The organism is Streptomyces albofaciens JCM 4342, assembly GCF_008634025.1.
Classification (GTDB): domain Bacteria; phylum Actinomycetota; class Actinomycetes; order Streptomycetales; family Streptomycetaceae; genus Streptomyces; species Streptomyces albofaciens.
In genome coordinates this window covers 3,779,836-3,796,289 of record NZ_PDCM01000002.1, presented here as the reverse complement: position 1 = coordinate 3,796,289, position 16,454 = coordinate 3,779,836, and the positions used below count along the sequence as shown (strand labels likewise).

The 16,454-nt window shown below is 72.5% G+C and carries 15 protein-coding genes and 1 riboswitch; of the genes, 9 read left to right on the top strand and 6 right to left on the bottom strand.

What is annotated here, in order from left to right; all coding sequences use genetic code 11:
- Nucleotides 1-274: 274 nt before the first annotated feature.
- Nucleotides 275-712, top strand: a complete 438-nt coding sequence (arfB, locus tag CP973_RS36465; protein WP_150248497.1) for an alternative ribosome rescue aminoacyl-tRNA hydrolase ArfB — start codon at nucleotides 275-277, stop codon at nucleotides 710-712.
- Between the two features lie 216 nt (nucleotides 713-928).
- Here the strand turns inward: arfB and CP973_RS36460 are convergent, their stop codons facing one another.
- Entirely contained in the window at nucleotides 929-1,429 is a 501-nt protein-coding gene (locus CP973_RS36460) for a flavin reductase family protein (protein WP_150248492.1), read from the bottom strand.
- Between the two features lie 404 nt (nucleotides 1,430-1,833).
- Between CP973_RS36460 and cdgB the strand changes: the two genes are divergently transcribed.
- Both cdgB and CP973_RS36450 read left to right on the top strand, forming a co-directional pair.
- A complete protein-coding gene (cdgB, locus tag CP973_RS36455) occupies nucleotides 1,834-3,522 on the top strand; it encodes a diguanylate cyclase CdgB (protein ID WP_150248489.1) in 1,689 nt (562 codons plus the stop codon).
- 211 nt (nucleotides 3,523-3,733) lie between these two features.
- On the top strand, nucleotides 3,734-4,672 hold the full coding sequence (locus CP973_RS36450) for a carbohydrate-binding protein (protein WP_150248486.1): 939 nt from the start codon (nucleotides 3,734-3,736) through the stop codon (nucleotides 4,670-4,672).
- 88 nt (nucleotides 4,673-4,760) lie between these two features.
- Here the strand turns inward: CP973_RS36450 and CP973_RS36445 are convergent, their stop codons facing one another.
- The 3 genes from CP973_RS36445 to CP973_RS36435 form a co-directional block, all read right to left on the bottom strand.
- Nucleotides 4,761-5,690, bottom strand: a complete 930-nt coding sequence (locus CP973_RS36445; protein WP_150248483.1) for a 1-phosphofructokinase family hexose kinase — start codon at nucleotides 5,688-5,690, stop codon at nucleotides 4,761-4,763.
- A 507-nt stretch (nucleotides 5,691-6,197) separates the two neighbouring features.
- A complete protein-coding gene (nagA, locus tag CP973_RS36440) occupies nucleotides 6,198-7,406 on the bottom strand; it encodes an N-acetylglucosamine-6-phosphate deacetylase (protein WP_150248479.1) in 1,209 nt (402 codons plus the stop codon).
- Nucleotides 7,406-8,338 (bottom strand): ROK family protein, encoded by a 933-nt coding sequence (locus CP973_RS36435; RefSeq protein WP_150248475.1) that lies wholly within the window; start codon nucleotides 8,336-8,338, stop codon nucleotides 7,406-7,408. Before CP973_RS36435 ends, nagA begins: the two co-directional genes overlap by 1 nt.
- A 259-nt stretch (nucleotides 8,339-8,597) precedes the next feature.
- Here CP973_RS36435 and CP973_RS36430 point away from each other — a divergent pair, with 259 nt between their 5' ends.
- The 3 genes from CP973_RS36430 to otsB all read left to right on the top strand — a co-directional run bounded on the left by CP973_RS36430 (nucleotide 8,598) and on the right by otsB (nucleotide 11,186).
- Nucleotides 8,598-9,866 carry an extracellular solute-binding protein gene (locus CP973_RS36430; RefSeq protein ID WP_150250774.1) on the top strand — a complete coding sequence of 423 codons (1,269 nt, stop codon included), beginning with the start codon at nucleotides 8,598-8,600 and terminating at the stop codon, nucleotides 9,864-9,866.
- 91 nt (nucleotides 9,867-9,957) lie between these two features.
- Nucleotides 9,958-10,227 carry a DUF3263 domain-containing protein gene (locus CP973_RS36425; protein WP_150250772.1) on the top strand — a complete coding sequence of 90 codons (270 nt, stop codon included), beginning with the start codon at nucleotides 9,958-9,960 and terminating at the stop codon, nucleotides 10,225-10,227.
- A gap of 101 nt (nucleotides 10,228-10,328) precedes the next feature.
- On the top strand, nucleotides 10,329-11,186 hold the full coding sequence (gene otsB, locus CP973_RS36420; protein ID WP_150248472.1) for a trehalose-phosphatase: 858 nt from the start codon (nucleotides 10,329-10,331) through the stop codon (nucleotides 11,184-11,186).
- Between the two features lie 33 nt (nucleotides 11,187-11,219).
- Here the strand turns inward: otsB and CP973_RS36415 are convergent, their stop codons facing one another.
- Both CP973_RS36415 and CP973_RS36410 read right to left on the bottom strand, forming a co-directional pair.
- On the bottom strand, nucleotides 11,220-12,680 hold the full coding sequence (locus CP973_RS36415; protein ID WP_150248469.1) for an alpha,alpha-trehalose-phosphate synthase (UDP-forming): 1,461 nt from the start codon (nucleotides 12,678-12,680) through the stop codon (nucleotides 11,220-11,222).
- Nucleotides 12,681-12,786: 106 nt separating this feature from the next.
- Nucleotides 12,787-13,734 (bottom strand): glucosyl-3-phosphoglycerate synthase, encoded by a 948-nt coding sequence (locus CP973_RS36410; protein ID WP_150248466.1) that lies wholly within the window; start codon nucleotides 13,732-13,734, stop codon nucleotides 12,787-12,789.
- Between the two features lie 163 nt (nucleotides 13,735-13,897).
- Nucleotides 13,898-14,056, top strand: a riboswitch (SAM riboswitch).
- Nucleotides 14,057-14,073: 17 nt separating this feature from the next.
- On the opposite strand from CP973_RS36410, the gene thrC reads away from it, so the two are divergent.
- The 3 genes from thrC (at nucleotide 14,074) to CP973_RS36395 (ending at nucleotide 16,367) form a co-directional block, all read left to right on the top strand.
- Nucleotides 14,074-15,363, top strand: coding sequence for a threonine synthase (gene thrC / locus CP973_RS36405; protein WP_150248463.1), 1,290 nt, complete (start codon nucleotides 14,074-14,076; stop codon nucleotides 15,361-15,363).
- Nucleotides 15,364-15,427: 64 nt separating this feature from the next.
- Entirely contained in the window at nucleotides 15,428-15,706 is a 279-nt protein-coding gene (locus tag CP973_RS36400; RefSeq protein ID WP_150248460.1) for a MoaD/ThiS family protein, read from the top strand.
- 457 nt (nucleotides 15,707-16,163) lie between these two features.
- A complete protein-coding gene (locus CP973_RS36395) occupies nucleotides 16,164-16,367 on the top strand; it encodes a cold-shock protein (RefSeq protein ID WP_003986833.1) in 204 nt (67 codons plus the stop codon).
- The last annotated feature ends 87 nt before the right edge of the window (nucleotides 16,368-16,454 follow it).

Here is a 16,454-nt window from a genome sequence, read left to right as displayed (position 1 = left end):
TCCCTTTACTTTCTTTGCCAAATCCTGATGCCACATCCTTCCGCCGGCTCCCCACGTCGGCAGAAGAGCCAAGGATCGATGAGCCCAGGAGCCCAGGAGCCCAGGAGCCCAGGAGCCCAGGTGCCCCCCAGGGGCGCGGAAGCCCAGAGCTCAGAAGCCCACGAGCTCAGAAGCCCACGAGCGCACAAGCCCACGAGCGCAGAATCCCGGGGGCGGCAGGAGCGGCCCCGCAAAACGACGTGACGTGATCCGGCGGACGCGAGATCATGGGGGCATGTCAGGGCCCTATGTCATCCGCGGCTCGGTCGCTCTCCCGGAGGCCGAGCTGACGTGGCGTTTCTCGCGTTCCTCGGGGCCCGGCGGCCAGCACGTCAACACGTCGGACAGCCAGGTCGAGTTGCGTTTCGACCTGGCCGCGACGGAAGCGCTGCCCGAGGTGTGGAAGGAGCGGGCGCTCCAGCGGCTGGCCGAGCGCGGGCGGCTGCTCCAGGGCGGAGTGGTGTCCGTACGGGCCTCGGAGCACCGTTCCCAGTGGCGCAACCGGGAGACCGCCGCCGTGCGGCTCGCCGCCCTGCTCGCCGAGGTCACCGCGCCGCCGCCCAAGCCGCGGCGCAAGAAGCGCATACCGCGCGGCATCAACGAACGCCGGCTGCGGGAGAAGAAGCAGCGGGGCGACATCAAGCGCGGGCGCTCCGGCCGCGACTGGACGTGAGGGAAGGACCGCGCCCGCGCCGATCCGATCCGATTCGATCTGATCCCCCGGCCGTACACCTTCCGGCCCCCAGCGCCTTCCCCCACCCCTCACCAGTAAAGAGCCCTCTCGCCAGCTCCCCCTCACCGGCGACCAGCGCCCCCCTCGCCAGCGCTCCCTCGCCAGCGGCCAGCGAACCCCCCTCGCCAGCGCCCCCTCACCAGTAAAAAGCCCCCCTCACCCCAAATGCCGATACTTCCCCCGGAAGTACATCAACGGCCCCCGGTCCTCCTCCGCGGTGTGCGCCGTCAGTACCCGGCCGATGACCAGCGTGTGATCGCCGGCGACCACTCGTTGTTCCGTGCGGCATTCCAGGCGTGCCAGTGCGCCGCCGATCAGCGGGGCGCCGGTTGCTTCGCCCTGTTCCGTGGGAATGTCCGCGAAGAGCAGTCTGTCGCTGATGCGGTTCTTCATGGCGAACCGGCCCGCGATGTGCCGCTGCCCTTCCGACAGCACCGAAACCGCCCATAGGGGCTGGCGCTCCAGAAGGTCGTCCATGCGGGAGTCGTTGCGAACGCTCACCATCACCAAGGGTGGTTCGAGCGAGACGGACAGGAAGGCCGTGGCGGTCATGCCCACGTCCTCGCCGCGCGGACCGTCCTCCGGATCGTGCGCGGTGATCAGTACGACCCCGGCGGCGAGCCGGGACAGGGCGGCGCGGAACTCGTCGTCACTCACCCCACCAGGATGGGGGATCGCCGTTCCACCGGGCGCGGAGCGTGGTGGAACGGGCGCGGCGGAGCGATTGCCGGAGGTGGCGGCGGAGGTTTTCGTGAACACGCCATGAACGCTAACGGGGGGCGTGGCGGCTCCGCATCGGGCTCGGGAACCAGGCGCGCCCTAGGTCCGGCGGCGGAGCCCTCCCTTGCGTCCGGATTTGCGTTCAGGAATTGTAGAAGTCCCTCCAGTGGCGCCCATTCGAAGATCATCAAGCAGCCGCCACGCTCTGTGACTTGAGTCACAGCAGCCAGTAATTGTTGACCCTGTGTACCGAGTGAACAGCTCACTGTGATTCAGTGGCCGTGGCAATCGGACGACACCCAATCCTGGAGTTGCTGTCGAGGTCTCGGGGAGAGCGAGCGATGGAGACCGAGTCGGAGCCATACGTCCGTCTTGCGACCCTGCGGCAGCTGCACCAAGTGGTCGCCGATCTGAACACCGCACGCAGCCTTGCAGACACCCTGCAGACCGTCGCCGACGGAGTGATCACGGGGCTCGGGTACGAGCTCGCCGCGGTCAACCTCGTACGGCCCGACGGTGACCTCGTGGTGGCCGCGGTGGCCGGCAGCGCCGGTGCCGAGGCCCTGATGGCCGGCCGGGTCGGCTCCCGCGCCTCGTGGGACCGCCGGCTGAACATGGCCGAGCGCTGGGGCGGCCTGTGCTTCATCCCGCACACCGAGGGCTGGGTGCTGGACGACGACGATGTGCCGCAGTGGCACGCCGCCGGGCCCGAGCCGCGCTTCCCCGACGAGTGGCATCCGATGGACCGGCTCTTCGCGCCCATGTACACGGCCGCGAACGGCGGCGGCGAACTCCTCGGAGTGCTCTCCGTCGACAAGCCGCGCAACGGCCGCCGGCCCGGCGCGTGGGGGCGGGAAGCGCTCCAGATGTACGCGTTCCAGTCCGCCATCGCGATCAGCAACGCGCGGCTGCGCGCCAACATGCAGCGCGCGCTGGTGCGCCTGGAGCGCGAGCAGCAGGCCCTGCGCGCCAGTGAGGAAAGCTTCCGGCAGGCCTTCGAGTACGCGCCCAGCGGCATGGCCATCGCCGAGATGGGCGGCGACCAGCACGGCCGGCTGCACCGGACCAACGACGCGCTGTGCCGGCTGCTGGGCCGCCCGGCCTCCGCCATGCGCCGCTACTCGTTCTCCGACCTCGTCCACCCCGAGGACATCGGCACGCTGCTGCGCACCTCCGCCGAGGGCGGGCGCGCCGAGCTGCGCCTGGCGCGCCGCGACGGCACGTACGTGTGGGTCTCGCTGCGCAACTCCGTCGTCGCGGACACCGCCGACGGGCCGCGCTTCCTGCTCACCCACGTCGAGGACATCGAGGAGCGCAAGCGCCACGAGCTCCAGCTCGCGCACCGGGCCAGCCACGACGCGCTGACCGGGCTGCCCAACAGCGCCGAGCTGCGGGCCCGGCTCGGCGCCCGGCTGTGTTCGCGCCCGCCCGGCTCGGACGCGGACGCGTACGCCTCGGCGGCGTCCGCCGCCTCGGTCGCCGCGTTCCAGGAGGCGCACGGTTTCGGCTCCGACACCTCCGAGGTCTTCGACGGGTACGACGCCGTCGACGGCCCGGACGCGGTGCCGGCCGGCCCGTACGACCATCATGTGCACGTCATCGCACCTTCGGACGGGCCGGAGGACGACGGCGCCAAGGGGCTCGCGGTGCTCTTCTGCGACCTGGACGGCTTCAAGTCGATCAACGACCGGTTCGGGCACCACACGGGTGACGCGGTGCTCATCGAGGTGGCCCGGCGGCTGACCAACGGCGTGCGGGACGGCGACACGGTCGCCCGGCTCGGCGGCGACGAGTTCGTGGTGCTCGCGGACGGCCTGGGCAAGGCCGACGCGCAGGACCTCGCGGTCCGGCTGCGCAACGGGATCATCCCGCCGATCCGGGTGGACGGCCGGGCGGTACGGGTCGGTGCCAGCTTCGGCATCGGCTGGGCCGCCTGCGGGATGTCCGCCGAGGAGGTCCTGCAGTCCGCCGACCAGCGGATGTACGTGGAAAAGCGGTCCCGCTCGAAGGCGGGCCGGCGCGCGGGCTGAGCGGAGCGCGCGCCGGCGGGCGAGCCGACGCGCACGCCGGGACGTGGCCGTGCGGCGCGCCGGCCGTGAGCCGTCCGCGGCGCTCGCGGGCACGTTCCGGCTCGGCGTGGCATCCCCCGAACGGGGTAGGCTGCGCCGATGCGGCGGGGCGCCGCCGGGGCCTGAAGATCAGTACAGCCATCTCGTACAGACCGCTGGGGAGTGACACGGAATGACGGCCGGCAACAACGGCGCGGGCACGCCCGAGGACGACGACCCGTTCGCCCACCTCTACCGCTCCGAGGGCGGCGAGAGCGGCGCGCAGGGCGCGGCGGGCGGCTCGGCGGCGCGGCGGCCGGGCGTACCGCGGGCCTCGTACAACCAGGTGCGCGCGGTCGGCGAGCGGCAGTACGGGCAGCGCCAGTACGGCCAGCAGCAGGTCCCCGCGCAGCAGCCCTACGGCCAGCAGAACGCCCACTACGCGGCCCCCGAGACGCTCCCGGGCGGCAACGGCACCCGCCAGGGTCCGCCCCCGGGGCACGGTCAGGACGGTCCGCCCCGGCGCAACCACAAGGGGCTGCTGATCGGCGCGATCGCGGTCGTCGCGGTGGTGTGCGTCGGCATCGGCGTGGCGGTGCTCACCAATCAGGGTGACAAGAAGGACGAGGCGGGCGGCGGCGACCCGACGCCGACGGCGGGCGAGTCCGTGAAGCCCAGCGAGAAGCCGTCCGACAAGCCGACGAAGGCCCCGCTCCCCAAGGAGGCGGCGGCCTCGCTGTCGCTCAGCCCGGAGGCGACCACGGACAAGTCGGTGCCGGGCGCGAAGGCGGCGAACGGCGCGTATGTGTCGCTGAACAAGGTCGGTGCCGCCGCCACCTGGTCGGTCGACGTCCCCGACGGCGGTGACTACACGCTGCTCATCAACTACGGCGTCCCGGGCAAGGACGCGAAGACATCGCTGTCGGTGAACGGCGGGTCGCCCGACAAGATCAACATGTCGAACTTCGCCCATGCCTCCGAAGGTGCCTGGGACAAAGGCTGGACGTTCACCTACCGTTGGATCAAGCTCAACAAGGGCACCAACACGCTCAAGATCTCCTGTGAGCAGGGCGACCAGTGCGAGGTCAACCTCGACCGCGTCCAGCTCAAGGCGGGGCATGTGAAGGGCTGACGGACCGGCCGCGGAGTGCGCCGACGACCCCTCAGGGGTGGTCGGCGCACACGCATTCCAGGCGGGCCGGGCGGTGCTGCCCCGCTTCTCACACCCCTACCGGCTGCTCCACAACCCTGATCTCCCCCAGCAAATCCTCATACGTCCCCCGGTCGAACTCCCCCGCCGCCGGGGCCCGTACCGTCGCCGCCGACAGGGCCACCGCGCGGGTCAGCCGGGCCGGCCAGGAGAGGCCCTCGACCAGGCCGGAGAGCAGTCCGGCCACCGCGGAGTCGCCGGCCCCGGTCGGGTTGCCGGCGATGCGGCGGGGCGGGGCGGCCTGCCAGGCGCCGTCCGAGGTGACCACCAGCATGCCTTCGGCGCCCAGGGAGGCGGCGACCGTGTGCGCGCCGCGGCGGCGCGCGTCGCGGGCGGCGCGCAGCGGTTCGGTGGAGCCGGTGAGGGCGGCGAGTTCGTCCGCGTTGGGCTTGGCGAGGTCGGGGCGGGCGGCCAGGCCGCGGCGCAGCGGTTCGCCGCTGGTGTCCAGGAGGACCGGTACGCCCGCCGTACGGGCGGCACGGGTCAGCCGCGCGTAGACGTCGACCGGGACGCCCGGCGGCAGGGTGCCGCACAGGGCCACCGCCCGCGCGTCGGCGAGCAGTTCCCGGTAGGTGGCCATGAACGTGTCCCACTCGGCGGGCGTCACGGTCGGGCCCGGCTCGTTGAGCTGCGTGGTGTCGCCGGTGGACTCGTCCACGACGGCGACGGTGCGCCGGGTCGAGCCGCCGACCGGGACCAGCGCGTCGGTCACCGCGGTCTCCTGGGCGAGCAGCGCGCGCACCGCGTCGCCGGTGCCGCCGCCCACGAAGCCGGTGGCGACCGCCGGGTGGCCGAGCGCGGTCAGCACCCGGGCGACGTTCAGGCCCTTGCCTCCGGGGCGCTCGACGACCTCGGTGACGCGGTGGGTGGTGTGCGGCTGGAGCCGGGGCACGCGGTAGGTGACGTCGAGGGCTGCGTTCAGCGTGACCGTGAGGATCATGGCTCCCCCTCCCCGGAACATACGTGGACGAACGCGGCACACCGGGCCGGTGACCGGTGGGCCCGTACGGGACGGACAGGCGCGCGGGTGCGCGAGTGCGCAGCGATCATGTCATTGCGAGCCGCGGTTGGCCCACCCCTTGGGCCAACCGCCGCACCGCCACGACCGGGACGGGGCCGTCCGGCCTCCGGCGCCCGGGGCCGTCCGGCTCCGTACCGCGGTACGGACGTCCCAGCGGTACCCGCCTGCCGTCCCCCGTACGCCCCGCGGTAGCCGTCTGCCGCCTTCCCGTACGTTCCCGCGGTAGCCGTCTGCCGCCTTCCCGTACGTTCCCGCGGTAGCCGTCAGGCGCATCGCCGTACGTCCGCCTGCCGCCCCGTACGTCCCGGCGGTACCCGTCTACCGTCCCCGTAACCCGGCGATACCCGCCTGCCGTCCCCCCTCCGTACGCTCCCACCGTCCATACGCCCCCACCATCCGTACGCCCCCACCATCCGTACGCCTCCGTCACACCCCCTGCGGCCGCACCACCCACTCGCCCCGCCGCACGACGCCCACCAGGTCGTACGACGCGTCCAGGACGACCAGGTCGGCGTCCTTGCCGGGCTCGATCGAGCCGGTGCGGTCGGCGATGCCGAGCAGCCGGGCCGGGTTGGCCGACAGGGCGCGCACGGCCTGGCCGATGGTCAGTCCGTCGATCGTGACGGCGCGCTTGAAGGCGCGGTCGAGGGTGAGGGTGGAGCCCGCGATGGAGCCGGCGGTCGGGCCGCCGCTGATCCGGGCGACGCCGTCCGTGACCTCGACCGTCATCGGGCCGAGCGGGTACATGCCGTCGTTCATGCCGGCCGCGCCCATCGCGTCGGTGATGAAGGCGACCCGGTCGGCGCCCGCGTCGCGGAAGGCCATCTCCAGGACGGCGGGGTGCAGATGCGTACCGTCGTTGATCAGCTCGACGGTGATCCGCTCGTCCTCCAGGAGGGCGGCGATCGGGCCCGGCGCGCGGTGCCCGAGCGGGGGCATCGCGTTGAACAGGTGGGTGGCGACGGTGGCGCCCGCGTCGATGGCCTCGCGGGTCGCGTCGTACGAGGAGTCGGTGTGGCCGATGGCGGCGATCACGCCGGCGTCGGCCAGCAGCCGTACGGACTCCAGGCCGCCGGGCAGCTCCGGCGCCAGGGTCATCATCTTCGCGGTGCCGCGCGTGGCGTCGACGAGCTTGCGGACGTCCGCCGGGTCGGGGTCGCGCAGCAGCTCGGGCTGGTGGGCGCCGCAGCGGTGCGGGGAGATGAACGGGCCCTCGAAGTGGATGCCGGCCAGCTCGCCCTGCTCGGTCAGCTCGGACAGCACGGCGGCCTGCCGGGCCAGGTCGTCCAGGTCGCCGGTGACGGTCGAGGCGAGCATGGAGGTGGTGCCCCGCCGCCGGTGGGTGCGGATGGCCGTCAGGCACTCCTCCGGGTCGGCGGACGAGAAGGAGCCGCCGCCCCCGCCGTGTACGTGGATGTCGACGAAGCCGGGGACGACGAGGTGCCCGGTCAGGTCGACCACCTGGTCCCCGGCGGCCGGGGCGGTGGCGTCGGCGCCGGTGGCCTCGGTGATCCGGGTGCCCTCGAAGGCCACCCGGCCCCCGTCGGCCACGCCGGTGGGCAGGGCGACCCGGGCGCCGGTCAGGACGGTGCGCCGGGGGCTCGGGGCGCTGTCCCCGGACTGTTGCAGCGGCATCAGGCAGTTACCTCCGTGGAGAGAAGATCCCAGGCGAGCAGACCTGCGCCCAGGCAGCCGGCGGCGTCCCCGAGCGCCGCCGGAACGATCAGGGGGAGCCGCTGGAAGGTCACCCGTGCGCGGACCGCCGCCCGCAGCGGCTCGAACAGCGTGTCGCCCGCCTCGGCGAGCCCGCCGCCGATGATCAGGGTGCCCGGGTCGAGCAGGGTCAGCGAGGTGACCAGGCCGTCGGCGAGCGCGTCCACCGCGTCCTGCCACACCGCCCGCGCCCGCTCGTCGCCGGATTCGACGGCCTTGGCGGCGTCCGCGGCGGTGGCCTGCGGGTCGCCGCAGGCGGCGGCCCAGGCGCGGCCGACCGCGGCGGCCGAGGCCAGCTTCTCCAGGCAGCCGCGCTGCCCGCAGCCGCACTCGGGCCCGCCGGGCCGGACGACGATGTGGCCGATCTCGCCCGCGCTGCCGTGCGCGCCCGCCTCGATCCGGCCCTCGATGCCGATCGCGCCCGCGATGCCGGTGCCCAGCGGGACGAACAGGAAGCGGTCGGCGTCCCGGCCGGCGCCGATCCGGCCCTCGGCCAGGCCGCCGGTGCGGACGTCGTGGCCGAGCGCGACCGGGACGCCGCCCAGCCGCTCGGAGAGCAGGGCGCGCAGCGGTACGTCGCGCCAGCCGAGGTTGGCGGCGTAGACGGCGATGCCGCGGGCGTCGTCGACGATGCCCGGCACGGCGACGCCGGCCGCCACCGCCGGGCTGCCGAACCGCCGGCGCCCGGTCTCGCGCAGTTCCCCGGCGAAGTCCAGGATCGTGGCGACGACCGCCTCCGGGCCGCGTTCCCGGCCGGTGGGGCGCCGTGCCTCGTAGAGCAGTGTGCCGTCCGCGCCTGCCAGGGCGGCCTTCATTCCGGTGCCGCCCACATCAAGGGCGATGACGTGTCTCACGGGACCAGTCTGGCGCGATCCGCCGTGAAAGGTCTAGTCCACTCGCGGGGATGGTCCGGTTCCGCCGGCAACTGTGCTGATCAAACCGGTGTGACCTGCGTGTGTGACAGCCGATGCGCAAGCGATATGAGGGGTGGTGTAGACCTTGTGTGGGTAAACGGGGGAGACTCGGCGTTCATGCCGGTTGAGGGCGAACCCCTGAAGCCACGGGGTATCCCCGGCAAGCACGGAACATTCGGGACAAAAGGCGGTAATGGCAGTGCAGCGGCGGTACTTGAGCCTGGCGGCAGCGGGACTCACCACGGCCATGACGCTCTCCCTGTCCGCCTGCGGCAGCAGCGCGGACGGCGGCGACGTCACGCTCAAGCTCGTCGCGGCGGACTACGGCGACACCCAGGCGAACTCCTCCCAGCACTACTGGGACAAGCTCGTCAAGGACTTCGAGAAGCAGAATCCGAACATCAAGGTCGAGGTCTCGGTCTACAGCTGGAAGGACGTCGACAAGAAGGTCGAGGACATGGTCAAGTCCGGTAAGGCACCGGACATGGCACAGATCGGCGCGTACGCGGACTACGCCGCCGAGGGCAAGCTCTACAGCGCCGACCAACTGCTCTCCATACCCGTGCACGCCGACTTCGTGCCCGCTCTCGCGGAGGCGGGGGAGTATCAGCGCATCCAGTACGGCATGCCCTTCGGCGCCAGCACCCGCCGCCTCTTCTACAACAAGAAGCTCTTCGCCGAGGCGGGCATCACCGACCCGCCGCAGAGCTGGTCGGACGTCGCGGCGGACGCCGCGAAGCTCAAGGCCAAGGGCGTGAAGATGCCGTACGCGCTGCCGCTCGGCCCCGAGGAGACGCAGGCCGAGACGCTGATGTGGATGCTCAGCGGCGGCGGCAGCTACACCGACAGCATCGGCAAGTACACGATCGACTCGCCGCAGAACGTCAAGACCTTCGAATGGCTGAAGAAGAACCTGGTCGGCCCGGGGCTGACCGGCGGCGACCCGGCCAAGCTCAACCGCCAGGACGCCTTCAACGCCTTCGCGGCCGGTGACGTCGGCATGCTCAACGGCCACCCCACCCTGATGAAGCAGGCCGAGTCCAAGGGCATCGACTACGGCACCGTCGACCTGCCGGGCGTGGACGGCAAGGCCAAGGCGACCATGGGCGTCGCCGACTGGATGACGGCCTTCAAGCAGGGCGGCCACCGCGACCAGGTCGGCAAGTTCCTCGACTTCGTCTACAACGAGAAGAACGTCATGGACTTCTCCGGCGAGTACGGCCTGCTGCCCGTCACCACCTCCGGTTCCGAGGCGATGCTCGCCGACAGCAAGTACGCCAAGCTGCACAGCTTCCTGCGCCAGCTGGGCGGCGCCGAGTTCTACCCCGCGAACAAGACCTCCTGGCCGCTGGTCAGCAAGACCGTCAAGGCCAAGATGGGCACCGCGGTGGGCGCCAACGGCAACCCGGCCGGTGTGCTCAGCGACATCCAGAACACGGCGAACGAGGCGGACAACGCGGGCCAGTGAGCCGGCCCGCGGCCCGGCCCCGCCGCACCCGGCCCTGGTGGGCGGGCGTGCGGCGGGGATTGTCGTACCGCGGCCTTATCGTGGACGGGTGATGACGAGCGACGGCACCCGGGGCGGCACCGGAGGCGGTGACATAGGAGCACTGTCCCCCCAGGACGAGGCGGTGCTCGGTGTCGAGCGCCGCTCCTGGCCCCGGCCGGGCGCCAAGGAGCGGGTCATCCGCGAGCGGCTCGGCATCTCGCCGACCCGCTACTACCAGCTGCTGAACGCCCTGCTGGACGATCCGCGGGCGCTCGCCCACGACCCGGTCACCGTCAACCGGCTGCGCCGCGTCCGCGAGGCCCGGCGCAGCCGCCGCTGAGCGTGGCGGAGCCGGTCGCCCGGCCCGGCGGCGACGGCACGGAACGCCGATGCGCCGGTACCCCCGGCACGCGCCCGCGCCCGACCGGTAATCTCGTCGCCATGGGCAGCCCCCCGAACACCTTGCCGACGCCGGTCACCGAAGCGGGCCGGGACGGTCTCGCCGCGCTGCTGGACAGTCCCGGCCGCGCCGTGCTCGCGCTCGACTTCGACGGCACACTCGCCGGTATCGTGCCCGACCCCGAAAAGGCCCGCGCCCACCCCGGAGCCGTGGCGGCGCTGACCCGCCTGGCGCCGCTGCTGGGCTCGCTGGTGGTCATCACCGGCCGCCCGGCCGGCGTCGCGGTCCGCCTCGGCGGCTTCGCGGACGCGCCGGGCCTGGAGCGGCTGGTGGTCCTCGGCGGTTACGGCGCCGAGCGCTGGGACGCGGCCACGGGCACGGTCCAGGCCCCCGCCCCGCCGCCCGGCGTCGCCGCCGTCCAGGCCGAACTCCCCGGCGTGCTGGACGGACTGGGCGCCTGGCACGCCTCGTGGGTGGAGGACAAGGGCCGCGCCATCGCCGTCCACACCCGCCGCGCCGCGGACCCGCAGGCCGCCTTCGAGCTGCTGCGCGAGCCCCTGTACGCGCTCGCCGAGCGGCACGGCCTGATCGTCGAACCGGGCCGCTACGTCCTGGAACTGCGCCCGCCCGGCATGGACAAGGGCGTCGCCCTGGCCGACCACGTACACGAGACCGGCGCCACCACCGTCCTCTACGGCGGTGACGACCTCGGCGATCTCGCCGCCTACTCCGCGGTGGACAAGCTGCGGTCGGACGGCCTGGCCGGGGTGCTGGTGTGCAGCGGCAGCGCGGAGGTCGCCGAGCTGGCGGGCCGGGCCGACCTCGTGGTCGACGGCCCGCCCGGCGTGGTCGCCCTGCTGCACGCCCTCGCGGACCGGCTCGGGGCGCCGCCCGCCTGAACGGGAGGCGGCCCCCGCCGGGAAGACCGGCCGCTACCGCTCCAGCGCCTGCAACTGCTGGAGGAACCAGCGGTCCGGCGGCAGCGCGGTGGCCGCCGCGGCCAGCCGCTTCGTGCGCTCGGCCCGCTCGCCGTCCTCCAGGGACAGCGCCTCGTGCAGGGCGCGGGCGGTGCCCGTGATGTCGTACGGATTGACGCAGAACGCGTCGTCGCCCAGCTCCGCGTACGCCCCGGCCTCCCGGGACAGCACCAGCGCGCAGCCCCGCTCCGAGATCACCGGGACCTCCTTGGCGACCAGGTTCATGCCGTCCCTGATCGGGTTGACCAGCGCCACGTCGGCGAGCCGGTAGGCGGCCAGCGACCGCGCGAAGTCGTCCTTCACGTGCAGCACGACCGGCTGCCAGCCCGGGGTGCCGTACTCGGCGTTGATCTCCTCGGCCAGCCGCCCGACCTCGTCCGTGTACGCGCGGTAGACCTCCAGGTCCTGCCGGGAGGGGTAGGCGAACGCTATGTGCACGACCCGTTCGCGCCACTCCGGGTGGCCGGCCAGCAGCGCCCGGTACGCGCGCAGCCCGCGCACGATGTTCTTCGACAGCTCCGTACGGTCCACCCGCACGATCGTCTTGCGGTCCTCGCCGCCGATCTGCTCGCGCAGCGCCGCCAGCCGTTCGTCCACGTCCGGCCGGTGCGCCCGCTCCCGCAGGAACTCCGCGTCCGCGCCCAGGCCGTGCACGCCCAGCCGGGTCGTCCGGCCCTCGTGCGTGACGCTCAGCTCCCCGTCCGCGTCGCGCGCCACCCCGGCGCCCAGCACCGCCGCGCAGCAGTCCGCGAACGCCTCGGCCCAGCGCCGGGTCAGGAACGCCGCCCGGTCGCCGCCCAGCATCCCGCGCAGCACCGCCTCGGCCACGTCGTCCGGCAGCATGCGGAAGTAGTCGGCGGGCGCCCACGGCGTGTGCGAGAAGTGCCCGATGCGCAGGTCGGGGCGGCGGGCCCGGAGCAGGCCCGGCACCAGCGTGAGGTGGTAGTCCTGCACCAGCACCACGGCGCCGGGCGCGGCCTCGTCGGCGAGCGCGTCCGCGAAGGCCGCGTTGTACGCCTCGTACGACGCCCACTGCGCGCGGAACGCCTCGTCGAAGGAGGGCTCCAGGGGCGTCTGGTAGAGCATGTGGTGGACGAACCAGAGCACCGAGTTGGCGATGCCGTTGTAGGCGTCGGTGAAGACCTCGGCGGGGATGTCCAGCATGCGTACGTGCTGGCCGCCCGTGTCGGCGGTGTCCAGGTGGCCGCCGCTGCGCCGGGCCGCCTCGCGGTCGCCGTCCCCGAGGGCGGCGCACACCCACACCGCCCCGGCGTCGGACCCGATGGCGGAGAGGCCGGAGACCAGCCCGCCACCGCCCCGTTTGGCGGTGAGCGCGCCGTCGTCCCCCTTCGTGTACGACACCGGGCCGCGGTTGGACGCGACGAGAACCTGGGCACCAGAACGCTCGGAGACCATGCTGCGAGACTAGCCCGCCGCCGATCCGCTCAAACGTGCGGAGCGGAGGGGGAACGTCACGGTTTACGCGGGACCCGGCGCCGCGCCTCCGGGGCGGGGCCCCGCCTCAGGCCGCGCGCCGCTCCGCGTACTCCGGGATCTCCGCCATCGGCGGCCGCTCCTCGGTGTCCACGTCCCAGGTGCGCGGTACGAAACCGGCCTCGCCGCGCTCGAACTGGGTCAGCCGCGGGCGCACCAGATGGCCGCGCGCCAGCCGCAGCTGCGCGGTGCGGTAGATCGCCGCGGCCATCCGGCCGAGCGCCTGACCGCCCTGGTGGCGGTGCTTGCGTACGCCGATGTCCACCTGGCCCAGCGCGTCCAGCCCGGCCGTGTGCAGCGCGTCGACCAGCAGGCCCAGCTCCACGCCGTACCCCACCGGGAACGGCAGCCGCTCCAGCAGGGACCTGCGGGCCGCGTACTCCCCGCCCAGCGGCTGCACGAACCCGGCCAGCTGCGGCCAGTGCAGGTTCAGCAGCGGGCGGGCGACCAGCTCGGTGACCCGGCCGCCCTGTCCGGCCGCCTCGCCCAGCGGACGGTCGTACATGCCCTTGACGAACTGCACGCCCGGGTCGGTCAGCAGCGGGCCGACGATCCCGGAGACGAACGTGGCGGAGAACTCGCGCAGGTCGGCGTCGATGAAGCAGACGATGTCACCGCGGGTGGCCAGCAGGGAGCGCCACAGCACCTCGCCCTTGCCGGGCAGCGCGGGCAGCCGCGGCAGCACCTCGTCCCGGTGGACCACCCGCGCGCCCGCCTCGGCCGCGACCTTGGCCGTGCCGTCCGTGGACCCGGAGTCCAGCACCACCAGCTCGTCGACGAGCGGCACCGACGGTGTCATCAGTTCCGTGCGGATCGTCTCGACGATCGCGCCGACCGTCGCCTCCTCGTCGAGCGCCGGCAGCACGACGGAGACCGTCTGCCCCGTCTCGCGCCTGGCGGCCAGCAGCCGGTCGAGCGGGCGGTCGGCGGCCGACCAGGACCGGCTGCCCAGCCAGCGCTCCACCTCTTGCAGCACCTGCGCGTCTCCTTCGTTCCCGGGACCACGGTGTGATCCATCTCGCGGTGCGGACGACTGTCTCGACCGCCCGGCCCTTCGGCTACAGTCTTGAACAACGCGATCGTCCCGGGCATGCCGGGGTCGGCGCGACAAACGCCTGGGCTCCGGCCCAGCGCCATACCGCTCATCCAGAGGGGCAGAGGGATACGGCCCGTTGAAGCCCCGGCAACCCTCCAGCCGGTCTCCGTCGCCGCGGCATCGCACGCGGCCCGCGAGGCTCCCGGCTAGGGAAGGTGCCAATTCCGTCTCGTGGCGAGATGCGCCGCGAGGAAGATGAGGAGAAAGGGCCTCGCCTCCATGGCTGTGCAGTCTGCTGAAAGCACCACCCGCCCCACTGTTTCCCTGGGCCCCGCCGCCGCGCTGTCCTGCCGCGAGTGCGGCGAGCGCTTCGACCTCGGCCCGATCTTCGCCTGCGCGGCCTGCTTCGGTCCGCTGGAGGTGGCGTACGACCTGCCGGCCGGCGACCCCGAGGGCCTGCGCCAGCGCATCGAGGCGGGCCCGAACAGCATCTGGCGGTACGCGCCGCTGCTGCCCGTCCCGGCCGACGTGGCGGACAAGCCCAACCTGAACCCGGGCCTGACCAAGCTCGTCAAGGCCGACAACCTGGCCCGTGAGCTGGGCGTCACCGGCGGCCTGTACGTCAAGGACGACTCCGGCAACCCGACGCACTCCTTCAAGGACCGCGTCGTCGCCATCGCCGTCGAGGCCGCCCGCGCCTTCGGCTTCACCACCCTGTCCTGCTCCTCCACCGGCAACCTGGCCGGCGCGGTGGGCGCCGCGGCGGCCCGCGCCGGCTTCCGCTCCTGCGTCTTCATCCCGCACGACCTGGAGGCGGGCAAGGTCGTCATGGCCGCGGTCTACGGCGGCGAGCTGGTCGGCATCGAGGGCACCTACGACGACGTCAACCGCTTCTGCTCCGAGCTGATCGGCGACCCGCTCGGCGAGGGCTGGGGTTTCGTCAACGTCAATCTGCGCCCGTACTACGGCGAGGGCTCCAAGACCCTCGCGTACGAGATCTGCGAGCAGCTCGGCTGGCGGCTGCCGGACCAGATCGTCATCCCGATCGCGTCGGGCTCCCAGCTCACGAAGATCGACAAGGGTCTGAAGGAGCTGATCGCGCTCGGACTGGTCGAGGACCGGCCGTACAAGATCTTCGGTGCCCAGGCCGAGGGCTGCTCGCCGGTCTCGACCGCCTTCAAGGCCGGTCACGACGTCGTACGGCCGCAGAAGCCGGACACCATCGCCAAGTCGCTGGCCATCGGCAACCCGGCCGACGGCCCGTACGTGCTCGACATCGCCCGGCGTACGGGCGGCGCGGTCGAGGACGTCAACGACGCGCAGGTGGTGGACGCGATCAAGCTGCTGGCCCGTACGGAGGGCATCTTCGCGGAGACCGCCGGCGGTGTGACCGTGGGCGTCACCAAGAAGCTGATCGAGAACGGCCTGCTCGACCCGGCGCTGACCACCGTCGTGCTGAACACCGGCGACGGGCTCAAGACGCTGGACGCGGTCGCGCCGACCACCGGGCCCACGGCCACCATCCGGCCGAGCCTGGACGCGTTCCGCGCGGCCGGCCTGGCGGGCTGACCGCCGGACCCCGGTCCGCCCGTCCCTCCGCCCACTCCTCCCGCGACCTGGAAGGCAGAACACCATGAGCGTCAACGTCCGCATCCCGACCATCCTGCGCACCTACACCGGCGGCCGGGCCGAGGTGCCCGCCGAAGGGGCGACCCTCTCCGAGGTCATCCAGAACCTGGAGAAGAACCACGCCGGCATCGCGGCACGCGTCCTGGACGACACCGGCAAGCTGCGCCGCTTCGTGAACGTCTACGTCAACGACGACGACGTGCGCTTCGAGCAGGGCCTGGAGACCCCGACGCCGGACGGCGCGGGCGTCTCGATCATCCCGGCGGTGGCCGGCGGCTGCTGAGCGCCGGGCAGAGCACCGGGAACAGCGCCGGGAAATCGTAAGGATCGTTTCCGGCCCTTTCGGGGGCCGACGGCCGGAATCGCCCCGTCCACCGCGAAGCGGACGGGGCGATTCCGTGTTGTTAAAGGCGATACAGTTGGGGTGACCCCTCGTCGAGCCCGTGCCGAACGCATCTGAGACCCCGGCAAGTTGCGGGCGAAGTGCGGACGTGGTTCGTCCCATTGGTGAGCTTTGCCCGGCCCGACTTGCCCGGGAGTAAGGGCTTATAACCGCATTTTTGCGATTGTTCGCGAGCAGAATTCTCGTCCGATTGACCTGTTGCGCTGGGCAGTTGGACAGATACATTCAGCGGCGGTCGACGCGTTCCGGCGCACACCCCCTCCTGTCGGGGGGTGAGGTCTGACCCGGGTCCGCGGAGTGCGGTCCTGTGCAAGGGCCAGTAATAGGGGAGTTAGGCATGGCTCAGGGCACCGTCAAGTGGTTCAACGCGGAGAAGGGGTACGGCTTCATCGCGGTCGACGGTGGTGCGGATGTTTTCGTCCACTACAGCGCGATCCAGATGGACGGTTACCGCACCCTTGAGGAGGGTCAGCGGGTCGAGTTCGAGATCTCGCAGGGCCAGAAAGGGCCGCAGGCGGACATGGTCCGCGTGGCCGGCTGATAGCGCCGACCGACTGCTGCGTACGAAGGTCCGCGTCCTCCCGTGGGGGCGCGGACCTTCTGTGTTGGGGTGGATCTTGCGGGGGAG

Bases quoted from the DNA above. Each gene is read 5' to 3' on its own strand.
- arfB (WP_150248497.1), top strand. From the start codon at position 275: ATGTCAGGGCCCTATGTCATCCGCGGCTCGGTCGCTCTCCCGGAGGCC.
- otsB (WP_150248472.1), top strand. From the start codon at position 10,329: ATGGGCAGCCCCCCGAACACCTTGCCGACGCCGGTCACCGAAGCGGGC.
- thrC (WP_150248463.1), top strand. From the start codon at position 14,074: ATGGCTGTGCAGTCTGCTGAAAGCACCACCCGCCCCACTGTTTCCCTG.
- CP973_RS36400 (WP_150248460.1), top strand. From the start codon at position 15,428: ATGAGCGTCAACGTCCGCATCCCGACCATCCTGCGCACCTACACCGGC.
- cdgB (WP_150248489.1), top strand. From the start codon at position 1,834: ATGGAGACCGAGTCGGAGCCATACGTCCGTCTTGCGACCCTGCGGCAG.
- nagA (WP_150248479.1), bottom strand. From the start codon at position 7,406: ATGCCGCTGCAACAGTCCGGGGACAGCGCCCCGAGCCCCCGGCGCACC.
- CP973_RS36450 (WP_150248486.1), top strand. From the start codon at position 3,734: ATGACGGCCGGCAACAACGGCGCGGGCACGCCCGAGGACGACGACCCG.
- CP973_RS36395 (WP_003986833.1), top strand. From the start codon at position 16,164: ATGGCTCAGGGCACCGTCAAGTGGTTCAACGCGGAGAAGGGGTACGGC.
- CP973_RS36445 (WP_150248483.1), bottom strand. From the start codon at position 5,690: ATGATCCTCACGGTCACGCTGAACGCAGCCCTCGACGTCACCTACCGC.
- CP973_RS36425 (WP_150250772.1), top strand. From the start codon at position 9,958: ATGACGAGCGACGGCACCCGGGGCGGCACCGGAGGCGGTGACATAGGA.
- CP973_RS36415 (WP_150248469.1), bottom strand. From the start codon at position 12,680: ATGGTCTCCGAGCGTTCTGGTGCCCAGGTTCTCGTCGCGTCCAACCGC.